The sequence below is a fragment of the Microcoleus sp. N3A4 genome (assembly GCF_036701805.1).
Lineage (GTDB): Bacteria > Cyanobacteriota > Cyanobacteriia > Cyanobacteriales > Microcoleaceae > Microcoleus.
Genome location: NZ_JAUBRJ010000039.1, coordinates 61,972 through 73,111, shown reverse-complemented (window position 1 = coordinate 73,111; position 11,140 = coordinate 61,972). Strand labels below are relative to the sequence as shown.

Here is an 11,140-nt window from a genome sequence, read left to right as displayed (position 1 = left end):
TATTTTGAGAAAAGTAGCAACAATGTTAGGGCTTGACCTTGACGGAGTTGGTAGGGGTGTTTTGACAGCGCCTTCAATAATTACCTTTTGGTAGTTTCTTTAGAATCCCTGCTGCTTTAGCACAGGGAGTGTCAAATAGGTCGATTCTGATGGAGTTCTTCTGTATAATTATTACAGTGAGGAGAAATTATTACTGACGCTAAAACACTCAGAAGGGAAGTAAATTTGTCGTTCAATTTGAGTGCAAGTTTCAACCTTGACTCCAGGCAAGTCTAATAGATAGTCTAAATGAAAGCTCATCACTCTAACTGTATTGGTTGCTCTATTTTACACCATAAACTCAGGAGAACCGAATTACAGATGACCTAACGGTTTGGATATTGCCTAAAGAGGCATTCTTTTCTTTAACTGCTATCAAAAGTAAAAGTTTGAGGAGGAGCAAAAATCAAAAAGGTTATTCATTTTTCATTCTTCATAATTTCCTTTGTCTAGTTTGACTTCCTTGAGTCCGACCTACTAATTTTTATTTGAAAAAATCCATAATAACTAAATTAGATTGCCGATCGGGCATTATACCAGTCCCGATCGCAACTCCGACACTGACACAACTTCCCGCGGCCAAGAGCAGATTGCCAAAATCTCAACTATGCTAACGTAGGCAAGCAGCAATCCCTTGTCACGAAGGCGATTAACATAATTTCAAACAATTTATTTGATTGAGGAGCGGTGTATTCCCTATGGCAAACCTGATCGGCACAGACAGCAACGACTTTATTCTAGGAACTCCGCAGAGCGATCGAATTCGCGGCTTAGATGGCGATGACACGCTCCTGGGTGCGGGAGGAGATGACACCCTAGACGGCGACGCCGGCAACGACCAGCTTCTTGGAGGTGAAGGAGCAGATTCGCTGTTTGGGGGTGAAGGAAATGACGAACTTATTGGCAACCAAGGCCGCGATTTTGCTTCCGGCGGGAACGGCGACGACTCGATTCGCGGCGGTTTGGGCAACGACATCCTCGACGGCAACGACGGGATAGACAGCCTGTTGGGAGACGCAGGGGACGACTTAGTTAGTGGCAACGCAGGCTCTGATGTGATTGCCGGCGGTACTGGTAACGACACCCTCACTGGGGGTGACGGCGACGATTCCGTATTCGGGAATGCTGATGATGACTTTCTCTACGGGAATTTTGGGAACGATTCTCTCAACGGGGGTCTCGGCAGGGATCAACTGTTCGGCGGTGACGGCAACGATTATTTGACCGCCAGCGAAGGCGACGACACTTTGTACGGCAATGCCGGCAACGATTCGCTCTTGGGAGATTTCGGCAACGACCAAATATTTGGGGGCAAGGCTGACGATACAGCTTTTGGCGGCAGCGGTTCCGATACGATTCGCGGCGATGAAGGCGACGACTCGGTACTGGGAGATGAAGGCAATGACTTCCTGTTTGGCGGGAAAGGTAATGATGTTCTCGACGGTGGCTTTGGCGATGATTCCTTGGCCGGAGGTCTCGGCGACGATACAATTTTGGGCAGTTTCGGCAATGACAATTTATTTGGGGCAGAGGGTAATGATTCTCTGATCGGAGGTGAGGGTTCGGATACTCTGACTGGCGGCAGCGGCAGCGATGTCTTTGGATTGGGAGCCGGGCCTGGCAGTTTGGTTTTAATTACTGATTACAATGAGGCAGAGGATTTCTTTGGGCTGCCGAGCAATTTATCTTTCAGTCAACTGGTAGTTAGCCAAGGTAACGGTGCAAATCTCAGGGATACAGTAATTACGATCGACGGCAAGCTTTTAGCAATTTTGACAGACACTCCGTCGGCGCTGATCGATGCCAATGATTTTATCGCTGTGACTGGGACGTTTACCCCCAGTCCGAGTCCGACGCCGACTCCGACTCCGACTCCGACTCCAACTCCGACGCCGACTCCGACTCCGACTCCGACTCCGACTCCAACTCCAACTCCAACGCCGACTCCAACGCCAACTCCAACTCCAACTCCGACTCCGACTCCGACGCCGACTCCAACTCCGACGCCAACTCCGACTCCGACTCCGACGCCAACTCCAACTCCAACTCCAACGCCGACTCCGACGCCAACTCCAACTCCAACTCCGACTCCAACTCCGACTCCAACTCCGACGCCAACTCCCACAGCAGCACCGACTCCGACTCCGACTCCCACAGCAGCACCGACTCCGACTCCCACAGCAGCACCGACTCCGACTCCGACTGCTTCGAGGATTCCGACTCCGCCGACAGTTAGCGTGCCTGATTCGCCCCTGCTGTCAATTAGTTCGATCGCCCCCACGCCGGCTCCAGGACTATTGCCAATGCCCGGCCAGACGCCGATATTCCCGACGGCGGTGCCGAACCCGATACTCTTACCTCCTACACCTTTTGGGTTCTAGGTGCGATCGCGCGCATATCAGTTATGAGTTTGTGAGTTTTACATCAACTCATAACTCATAACTCATAACTATTTAAGGTCTGGCGGAGTCTCGGCCGAGTTTTCTGGCGACTCGGCTGGAGAATCTTCTAGGGGAGATAATTGTTGGGCGTACCCCAAGAGCGATCGAAGTTTCATGCGCTCGATGTAAGGCCAGCCGCCATTGGCTTCAATATTCCTGAGCAGTTTGTAAAGTGCTTGGCGGTTGTCGGGAAAAGACGCTTGAAACAAACCGTCCCGAATTTCCCGGTGCGAAGCTTCCAGCGTCCGCAGCAGGGCCAAAAGCAGCAGACTGTCTCCCTGACAACTTTCGGCTAAAGTCCGAATCGCCTCTGCCAGGGATTGCATTTGAGACTGCAACTTTTCTGACTCTAAATCTTTGCCGTTGTCCATACCGCTGCTTCCTTTGAAATCTACAAGGCGTTTGTCCCCAGCCTTTTGGTCAGCCGACTAATCGAGCTAGTCGCGATCGCCATTCGGGGTCATCATAAGCAAAGTAACTTAAGTAGGTTGACTTAAGCAATATTAATTTGCAGTCCAAGTCAAGAAAAGAGCACAACCCGTCGTACCATGTGTATTGGGCTGCGATCCGAACTTGATTGAGAAATCATAAGTTCTTGCTTATTTTCACGGCGCACTAGCTTGATTTTTTGAGTCAATGCCGGTGTCTGTGAAGCGAGCGTTCTGGATCTAAATACTGCCCGAAGTGCTGGCCTAGCCTGCCGGCGGGCAATTATATTTTGCTCGAAGTAGGGCTTTTTCTTAATATAATCCGATGTTGGATATTGAGGTTGGCAATGAAATATCGTGCTTTAATTGTTGCACTTTTAGCATTTTGCATGAGTGCGCTGGTTGCTTGTTCTTCTGCTCCTGACACGACGGTGGCGACTACCGAGTTGCTCACCTACGACGAGATTAGAGGTACTGGATTGGCTAATAACTGCCCTAGCTTGGCAGAAACTTCTCGGGGATCGATCCCCATCGAAGCGGGTGGCAGCTATAAACTGACTGGTTTGTGTTTGCAGCCGACAACTTATTTTGTCAAGGAAGAACCAGCAAACAAACGCCAAGAGGCGGAATTTGTGCCTGGTAAATTGCTGACGCGGTTCACGTCAAGCATTGACCAAGTTCAAGGTACGCTCAATGTCGGTACTGACGGAACTCTGACTTTCAAAGAAGAGGACGGCTTGGACTTTCAAGCAATTACGATTCAGTTACCGGGCGGAGAGCAAGTACCTTTCTTGTTCACTATTAAAGAGCTGGTAGCCAGTTCCGAACCCGGAGTGGTTGCTATCAATACTTCCACCGATTTGAGAGGGGATTTTAACGTTCCTTCTTACCGCAGCGCAGGCTTTTTAGACCCTAAAGGTCGCGGGGTATCGACTGGCTACGACAATGCTGTAGCGCTTCCGGCTACTGACAATTCCAAACTGCAACGGTCTAATGTTAAGCTGGCTGACACTCGCACCAAGGCGGGCAAAATTTCTCTCCAAGTTGCTAAAGTTAACAGCGCCACTGGCGAAGTTGGCGGGATTTTTGAGAGCACGCAGCCTTCTGATACAGATTTGGGAGCTAGACCCGCTCTAGACGTGAAAATCCGGGGTTTGTTTTACGCTCGCATTGAGCCTTCTGTCTCGTAAAATTGGCTTTCTGGATCGATCGAACTTAAGCAGTTTTTTGCCCTAAAGGTACTGCTCGCCCTTCATTAGCCAACAGTCTCGAGCAACATAACTTAAGACTGTTGACTAATGACTAAATTTATGATTGAATTGCATTCAGTCGCAAGTTATTAAGTTGGGATTTTTTATTAATTAAAGTATTGTATTTAAACCGCTTTCAGATTATGATGTGTTAAAAAATCCCGGTTAAATTCGGGCTTGTGCCGCATACCTTCTACCTGGTAAAATTCTGCCTTCTGCCGAAGGCCTTCGGATCGTCGCCCTAAATCCCTGCACCTTCCCAAAATTCAAGATGTGTGTCCGCTATCACACCTATTAAGTGCTAGGATTACACTACCTAAAAGTGAATTATTTTAGACTGTATTGGAAACTCGATCTAAAGCAACCTCAGTCCTCTCCTCTACCAACCCTTATGCCGCTATGTCTACCACAGTGCCGAACGAGCTAAAAAGCGAAAATTTGCAATTGTTGCGGGAGTATCAACTTTCTGGATCGAACGAAACCCGCAATCAGTTAGTTAAACTGAATATTGGACTGGTGAGAAAAGAAGTTTACCACTGGCTCAACCAGTGCGGTGAAAACTACGACGATTTGCTGCAAGTAGGGTGTCTTGGGTTGATCAGGGCGATCGAGCGGTTTGATATGTCGAAGGGACACGCTTTTAGTTCCTTTGCAATTCCCTACATTCGGGGCGAAATTCAACACTATTTGCGGGACAAAAGCCCTTCTGTGCGATTTCCCCGCCACTGGCAGTCCCTGGAACGCAAATCTGTAACAGCGATCAAGGATTTGCAGGTGCAGTTAAACCGCAAACCTACGGATGCTGAAGTAGCAACAGTGCTTGAGGTTTCTGTAGAAGAATGGCAAGAAATTAAGTTGGCCCATCTCAACAGATCGCCTCTGAGTTTGGACGCGCCGATGCAAGATGAAGATGAGGGCGCGACTTGTCTGGGAGAATTGGTGCCCGATAGCAAGTATCGGAGTTTTCAGTTGGCGCAAGAGGATCAAATTCGCGTACAGCAAGCTTTGGCTATGTTGGAAAAACGGACTCGCGAGATATTGGAGTTTGTTTTTCTCTACGATTTGACGCAGAAGGAAACCGCCGAACGCTTGGGTATTAGCGCGGTGACGGTTTCTCGGCGTGTTAAGAAGGGGCTGGATTTGCTTAAAGAAATTATGACTAAACAGCTTTAGTTATTAGTCATTAGTCATTAGTCATTAGTCATTGGTCATATCAAATCCGGTAGCATCGGAATTATGTAGTGCGAGCTTAAGAGCTCGCGGCGTGGCTCGCGAGCGGGGACGATGTGAGCGCTGACATTATCCAAATATAGCCTTTCTCAAAAAGATGAGGTATGACTGACAGCTTACATAACGGCGTTGCTTAATCAGGGTATGAAAAAAATCAGTTGAAAATCCAGAAGCTTTGTGGATACTGGTTTCTATGATTTGCATATTTAGTCTTTGATACCGTAAATCAGCAACGCCTACATAACCACCCAGACGCTTGAGGGCTGAAGCCCAACTACGTACCTCATCTTTCTTAGAACTGCTATATATGATTCGGATGCAACCGGAAACGATATCATTGGTCATCGGTCATATCAATTCCGGCTGCGCCGGAATGATAAGCGAGGACACGGCAGTGCCGTGTCTTGCGCGCCAGTAGGGACACGGCACTGCCGTGTCCTGATTTCGGGTAATATTAATTCCGATGCAACCGGAATTGATATCATTAGTTAGTCAACAGTCAACAATCAACAGTCAACTAACCACTGACTAAATAATCTTTAGATTTGTCGGACAAATTTATCGAGCCTTTCTACGGCTTTTTTAATTGTGCCTAAATCAGTGGCGTAAGACAAGCGAATATGGTCGTCTGCACCAAAAGCAATCCCCGGAATAACTGCTACTTGCTGCTGTTCTAAGAAAGCGTCGCAAAATTCCAGAGAATTCATTCCAGTTTTGCTGATGTTGACAAACATATAGAAAGCACCGTCTGGTTTGATGCAGCTAATTCCGGGGATAGCATCGAGCAATTCAAATATTACCTGACGCCTTTCGGCAAAAGCTAGACGCATTGTTTCGACAGACTCTTGGCTGCTTTCCAAAGCTGCGATCGCGCCATACTGTGCAAAGGTACACACGTTTGAGGTACTGTGACCTTGAATGGTGCTGGTGGCTTTGATTAATTCGATCGGCCCGGCCAAATAACCGATTCGCCAGCCTGTCATCGCGTAAGCTTTGGCAAAACCGCTGCTGATCAGGGTGCGATCGAAGATTTCTTTGCCCAGGGAACCGATGCTGACGTGTTGGGCGCCGTCATATATAATTTTTTCGTAAATTTCGTCAGCAACGACTAGAATATCTCGATCAACTATCACCTCGGCTAGTGCTTTGATTTCCGCCAGAGTGTACACCATTCCCGTCGGGTTAGAAGGCGAATTCAGTACAAATAACTTGGTTTTGGGAGTAATCGCTCGACTCAGTTGTTCCGGTGTAATTTTATATCCTGTAGAAGCATCAGTCCGTACAATTACTGGCTTGCCGCTGGCGAGTTTTACCATTTCTGGATAGCTCAGCCAGTAGGGAGCAGGGATAATTACTTCATCCCCCCGATCGATCAGAGCCATCATCAGATTGTAGAGCGAATGCTTGCCGCCGTTGGTGACGATGATATTTTCAGGTTGATAGTTAAGGTTGTTGTCGTCGCGGAGTTTGCGGGCGATCGCAGCTTTTAACTGCGGTTCCCCAGCCACAGGGCCGTACTTAGTCTTCCCCTCGTCTAAAGCTTGTTTTGCCGCTGCTTTAACGTGTTCGGGAGTATCAAAGTCGGGTTCTCCCGTACTCAAACTACAGACATCAATCCCTTCGGCCTTCATGGCTTTAGCCTTAGCTGCGATCGCTAAGGTTATGGAAGGAGGAACCTCGCCCACTCGTGCTGCCAACTTGATCATTGGATTTTAGATATTAGATTTTTGACTTTAGATCTTAGGGTGACAAATGTTGATATTCAACCCTGTTGTTAGGGAATTATGACATTTGTTTACATAGTACGTAAAGGATTAAGCGATTAAAAAATTAAAACTAAAAAACTTGTTAGTTTTAATTTTTATTTTTTAATTTTAAAATTTTGACGTTATTATTGTACCATTTTTGATGCCTCGTTACCTTCAACGCCGCTCTGCAAGCTTATGGATCTCAAATCTCTGATTCGCGACATTCCTGATTTCCCAAAACCGGGAATTCTGTTTCGAGACATTACAACTTTGCTGCGCGACCCGCAAGGGCTCAGCTACACCATTGACAGCTTAGCGGAAAAATGCTCTGCAATGTCTGCTGACTATGTGGTGGGCATGGAATCCCGGGGCTTCATCTTTGGCGCGCCTTTGGCTTATAAAATGGGAATAGGCTTTATTCCCGTCCGCAAACCAGGGAAACTGCCTGGTGCGGTTCATTTTGCTGAGTACGAGTTGGAGTACGGTGTCGATCGACTGGAGATGCACCGAGATGCGATGGCATCCGGTAGCCGGGTGCTGATTGTGGACGATTTAATCGCCACTGGCGGAACGGCGGCGGCGACGGCTAAATTGTTGGAGCAAGCTGGCTGCGAGCTTGTCGGTTTTGCTTTTATCATTGAATTGCAGGCTTTGGGCGGCAGGCAGAAATTGCCGGATGTGCCGATCGTCACGCTAGTTGAATATTAGTTAGTTAACTGTTGGCAGTTGACAGTTGACAGTTGACAGTTGACAGTTGACAGTTGACAGTTGGCAGTTGACAGTTGACAGTTGACAGTTGAATAAAAACTACTGACAAATAATATCCTTGACCTTTGCATCGGAATTATTCATCTCTCTCTTCTCTTCCTCTGCGATCTCTGCGTCAAGAGCGGTTAAATCATTCCGATGCAACCGGAATTAATATCATTCACAATTCTTCAATTCTTCAATTCTTCAATTCTAAAATCTAAAATCTAAAATCTAAAATCTAAAATAGCATGACTTCTCTTAAGTTAAATCGAAATTGGCGAATGTTGAGTTCTCTGTTTGGTGGCGAGACATTTACTTATGTTGTCAAGCGACTGTTGCAGGCACTTTTAACCCTATTTTTGGCATCGGCTCTTTGTTTTGCAATTATTGAGCTAGCACCGGGTAATTACTTGGATACTTTGAGCCAAAATCCGAAGATTTCGCCGGAGACACTGAAGCAACTCGAACAGCAGTTCGGCTTAGATAAACCAGCGATTGTGCAGTATTGGCTGTGGCTGCAACAAATTGTGACGCGGGGGAATTTTGGCACGAGTTTTGTGTATCAGCGATCGGTAGCTTCGCTGCTGTGGGAACGGGTACCGGCGACGCTGTTGATGGCGATCGCATCTTTGATTGTAACTTGGGCGATCGCGATTCCTTTGGGAATTGTCGCCGCCGTCAATCAAAACCGCACAGTCGATCGAGTTTTGCAAGTAGTCAGCTACACCGGACAGGGATTTCCCAGCTTTATCACAGCTTTGTTGCTGCTATTTTTCGCACAAAATACTTCGCCTCTGTTTCCAGTAGGAGGAATGACAAGTATCGACCACGCAGACTTACCTTGGTGGGGTCAAATCCTCGATTACTGCTGGCACTTAATTTTACCAACTGTCGCCCTCAGCCTTACTGGTTTTGCGGGTTTGCAAAGATTGATGCGGGGACAATTGTTGGACGTGCTGCGTCAAGATTACATCCGAACAGCACGGGCTAAAGGTTTGCCGGACGATCGAGTAATTTACGTTCACGCTTTGCGGAATGCTATTAATCCGTTGGTTACGCTTTTGGGTTTTGAGTTTGCTAGTTTGTTGAGCGGTGCGTTTATTGCGGAATTTTTCTTTAATTGGCCGGGTTTGGGAAAGCTGACTTTGGAGGCGGTGAACAATCAAGATTTGTATTTAGTAATGGCTAGTTTGATGATGGGTGCGACGATGTTGATTGTGGGGAATTTGTTGGCAGATTTACTGCTGAAAGCTGTCGATCCTCGGATTAAGCTGGAAGATTTGAAATAGTAAAATTAGTCCTGGACGCACGCGGGGTGAAAAACTCTAACTTATAATTTGTGTTATAATTTGATAGTACCTCGATTTAACCTGATAAATTGCTTTGGATTATAATTTTGATTGGAATCCAGCCAAAGAAAAGCAAAATATTCGCAAACATCAATTAAATTTTCGTTTGGCATCAACTGTTTTCCGCGATCGTTCTCAATTAACAATCTATGATGAAGAACACAGTCAAGATGAAGATAGATGGATTACCATAGGTTTAGATGAAACAGGAATTTTAAGGGTTGTTGTCCATACCTTTGAACAAACCGATCGCACCTCCAGTGTAATTCGGATTATTTCAGCCCGCAAAGCTAATTCCACTGAAACCCAACCTTATCAAGAGAGGAAATTATGAAATCAGAGTATGACTTTTCTTCATCAGAGCAAGGCAAGTTTTACCATCCTGATGCTACGTTTCATTATCCCATTTATCTCGAACCAGATGTCGAGGACTTTGTGACTAAAATTGCTAATCACAAAAAGATTGAGGTTCAAGCTTTGGTCAATGAATGGTTGAGAAATAACATTAAACTAATTCAAAGTGTTGAGTAGGTGAAAAACCCAGTTTTTTTTCTCAAGTGGCTTGGCTGATAGTGCTCGATCGCGATCGACCGCAAAAGGAGATAGGAACTTACGCAGGGATAGTCAGAAACCTAGTTTTTTCGAGAATACTTCGTCTCAGCCCACAAATTAGATAAAAACCCGGTTTATTTGGCGGATATGCCTGGGATGTATAGCGGTTCTCAAAAAAGTGAGGTATGCCCTATGCCCTATGCCCTATGCCCTATGCCCTATGCCCTATGCCCTATGCCCAGTCGTACCTCATCTTTCTGAGAAAGGCTATACTTAGTCAAACTTCATTCACCCTCAAAACATGGCACAACAACTAGCAATAGAAACTTGCGGACTCACAAAACAATTCGATCGCAATATAGCAGTCAATGACATCGATTTGCAAGTAGCAGCAGGCGAAATCAACAGTTAACGGTATTCCCATTCCCCATTCCCGATGCCCCATGACCCATCTCGGAGTGTTTTATGTCAGAAAAACAACCAAAAGAGCCAATGAGTTTTAGCCGCTTTGCGGACTGGTGCAGGCATATTGAGAGTCTTTCAGAAGAGGCAAGGCACACAGTTAAAGTGTTGTTAAAAAAGGCTGGCACTGATGACCCTGAAGCAGCGGAGCAGATACTTTCAAGCATGACAAAACTAGATCTCAACAGCGATCGAATTACCGACATCAGCTTCCTCGGCTCGCTCACCAATCTAACCACACTGAATCTCAACTACAATCAAATTAGCGACATCAGCTTCCTCGGCTCGCTCACCAATCTAACCACACTGAATCTCAACTACAATCAAATTAGCGACATCAGCTTCCTCGGCTCGCTCACCAATCTGACCACACTCAATCTCGACAGCAATAGAATTACCGACATCAGCTTCCTCGGCTCGCTCACCAATCTGTCAACACTGAATCTGCGCCTCAATCAAATTAGCGACATCAGCTTTCTCGGCTCGCTCACCAATCTGACCACACTGAATCTCTCCTACAATAGAATTACCGACATCAGCTTCCTCGGCTCGCTCACCAATCTGACCACACTGCATCTCTCCTACAATAGAATTACCGACATCAGCTTCCTCGGCTCGCTCACCAATCTGACCACACTGCATCTCTCCTAGGTAGTGCTAAAGAGGAAAGGATGAGAGAATGACAACGAGTGTCCCGATGGATCAGGAAAACATTATCGTTTTCTAAGAAGTTGGACAATCACATTGGTGCGATTTGGAATTTTATCCATCACTACAATGCTTCTTTGCCAGCTTAGAACATCCTTTCCTCTTTAGCACTACCCTCTCCTACAATAGAATTACCGACATCAGCTTCCTCGACTCGCTCACCAATCTGACCACACTCGATCT

General features: G+C 46.5%; 12 protein-coding genes and 2 pseudogenes. 11 read left to right on the top strand and 3 right to left on the bottom strand.

The window, feature by feature from the left end; translation table 11 throughout:
* Positions 1 to 737 precede the first annotated feature (737 nt).
* Positions 738 to 2,420 (top strand): calcium-binding protein, encoded by a 1,683-nt coding sequence (locus QUA56_RS21705; RefSeq protein WP_333361353.1) that lies wholly within the window; start codon positions 738 to 740, stop codon positions 2,418 to 2,420.
* A gap of 68 nt (positions 2,421 to 2,488) precedes the next feature.
* Here the strand turns inward: QUA56_RS21705 and QUA56_RS21700 are convergent, their stop codons facing one another.
* Entirely contained in the window at positions 2,489 to 2,851 is a 363-nt protein-coding gene (locus QUA56_RS21700) for a hypothetical protein (RefSeq protein ID WP_333361351.1), read from the bottom strand.
* A 404-nt stretch (positions 2,852 to 3,255) separates the two neighbouring features.
* Here QUA56_RS21700 and QUA56_RS21695 point away from each other — a divergent pair, with 404 nt between their 5' ends.
* Both QUA56_RS21695 and QUA56_RS21690 read left to right on the top strand, forming a co-directional pair.
* The gene (locus tag QUA56_RS21695; protein ID WP_333361349.1) at positions 3,256 to 4,098 is read left to right on the top strand and encodes a photosystem II manganese-stabilizing polypeptide; all 843 of its coding nucleotides are present in this window, start codon (positions 3,256 to 3,258) and stop codon (positions 4,096 to 4,098) included.
* A gap of 459 nt (positions 4,099 to 4,557) precedes the next feature.
* Positions 4,558 to 5,331 (top strand): RNA polymerase sigma factor SigF, encoded by a 774-nt coding sequence (locus QUA56_RS21690; protein WP_333361347.1) that lies wholly within the window; start codon positions 4,558 to 4,560, stop codon positions 5,329 to 5,331.
* A gap of 126 nt (positions 5,332 to 5,457) precedes the next feature.
* On the opposite strand, the gene QUA56_RS21685 is transcribed toward QUA56_RS21690, so the two are convergent.
* On the bottom strand, positions 5,458 to 5,733 hold the full coding sequence (locus QUA56_RS21685) for a hypothetical protein (protein ID WP_333361344.1): 276 nt from the start codon (positions 5,731 to 5,733) through the stop codon (positions 5,458 to 5,460).
* 194 nt (positions 5,734 to 5,927) lie between these two features.
* Positions 5,928 to 7,094, bottom strand: coding sequence for a pyridoxal phosphate-dependent aminotransferase (locus QUA56_RS21680; protein WP_333361342.1), 1,167 nt, complete (start codon positions 7,092 to 7,094; stop codon positions 5,928 to 5,930).
* A gap of 237 nt (positions 7,095 to 7,331) precedes the next feature.
* Between QUA56_RS21680 and QUA56_RS21675 the strand changes: the two genes are divergently transcribed.
* The 8 genes and pseudogenes from QUA56_RS21675 to QUA56_RS36905 all read left to right on the top strand — a co-directional run.
* Positions 7,332 to 7,844, top strand: coding sequence for an adenine phosphoribosyltransferase (locus QUA56_RS21675; protein ID WP_333361340.1), 513 nt, complete (start codon positions 7,332 to 7,334; stop codon positions 7,842 to 7,844).
* A 290-nt stretch (positions 7,845 to 8,134) separates the two neighbouring features.
* On the top strand, positions 8,135 to 9,175 hold the full coding sequence (locus tag QUA56_RS21670; protein ID WP_333361338.1) for an ABC transporter permease: 1,041 nt from the start codon (positions 8,135 to 8,137) through the stop codon (positions 9,173 to 9,175).
* A 94-nt stretch (positions 9,176 to 9,269) separates the two neighbouring features.
* Positions 9,270 to 9,569: a BrnT family toxin gene (locus QUA56_RS21665; RefSeq protein WP_333361336.1), complete on the top strand. Its 300-nt coding sequence runs from the start codon at positions 9,270 to 9,272 to the stop codon at positions 9,567 to 9,569.
* Positions 9,566 to 9,766 carry a hypothetical protein gene (locus tag QUA56_RS21660; protein ID WP_236507847.1) on the top strand — a complete coding sequence of 67 codons (201 nt, stop codon included), beginning with the start codon at positions 9,566 to 9,568 and terminating at the stop codon, positions 9,764 to 9,766. The genes QUA56_RS21665 and QUA56_RS21660 overlap by 4 nt, the downstream gene beginning before the upstream one ends.
* A gap of 322 nt (positions 9,767 to 10,088) precedes the next feature.
* A pseudogene (locus tag QUA56_RS21655) lies at positions 10,089 to 10,190 on the top strand (ABC transporter ATP-binding protein); the annotation flags it as partial.
* A gap of 62 nt (positions 10,191 to 10,252) precedes the next feature.
* Entirely contained in the window at positions 10,253 to 10,900 is a 648-nt protein-coding gene (locus QUA56_RS21650; RefSeq protein ID WP_333361334.1) for a leucine-rich repeat domain-containing protein, read from the top strand.
* A gap of 32 nt (positions 10,901 to 10,932) precedes the next feature.
* Positions 10,933 to 11,046 (top strand): annotated as a pseudogene (locus tag QUA56_RS21645) (IS1 family transposase); the annotation flags it as partial.
* Positions 11,004 to 11,140 (top strand): leucine-rich repeat domain-containing protein (locus tag QUA56_RS36905; RefSeq protein ID WP_445242935.1); only part of this gene is annotated, 137 nt, incomplete at its 3' end. The pseudogene QUA56_RS21645 and the gene QUA56_RS36905, both read left to right, overlap by 43 nt.

Excerpts from the sequence above, each read along its gene's own strand:
- QUA56_RS21705 (WP_333361353.1), top strand. The coding sequence starts at position 738 with ATGGCAAACCTGATCGGCACAGACAGCAACGACTTTATTCTAGGAACT.
- QUA56_RS21700 (WP_333361351.1), bottom strand. The coding sequence starts at position 2,851 with ATGGACAACGGCAAAGATTTAGAGTCAGAAAAGTTGCAGTCTCAAATG.
- QUA56_RS21695 (WP_333361349.1), top strand. The coding sequence starts at position 3,256 with ATGAAATATCGTGCTTTAATTGTTGCACTTTTAGCATTTTGCATGAGT.
- QUA56_RS21690 (WP_333361347.1), top strand. The coding sequence starts at position 4,558 with ATGTCTACCACAGTGCCGAACGAGCTAAAAAGCGAAAATTTGCAATTG.
- QUA56_RS21685 (WP_333361344.1), bottom strand. The coding sequence starts at position 5,733 with ATGACCAATGATATCGTTTCCGGTTGCATCCGAATCATATATAGCAGT.
- QUA56_RS21680 (WP_333361342.1), bottom strand. The coding sequence starts at position 7,094 with ATGATCAAGTTGGCAGCACGAGTGGGCGAGGTTCCTCCTTCCATAACC.
- QUA56_RS21675 (WP_333361340.1), top strand. The coding sequence starts at position 7,332 with ATGGATCTCAAATCTCTGATTCGCGACATTCCTGATTTCCCAAAACCG.
- QUA56_RS21670 (WP_333361338.1), top strand. The coding sequence starts at position 8,135 with ATGACTTCTCTTAAGTTAAATCGAAATTGGCGAATGTTGAGTTCTCTG.
- QUA56_RS21660 (WP_236507847.1), top strand. The coding sequence starts at position 9,566 with ATGAAATCAGAGTATGACTTTTCTTCATCAGAGCAAGGCAAGTTTTAC.
- QUA56_RS21650 (WP_333361334.1), top strand. The coding sequence starts at position 10,253 with ATGTCAGAAAAACAACCAAAAGAGCCAATGAGTTTTAGCCGCTTTGCG.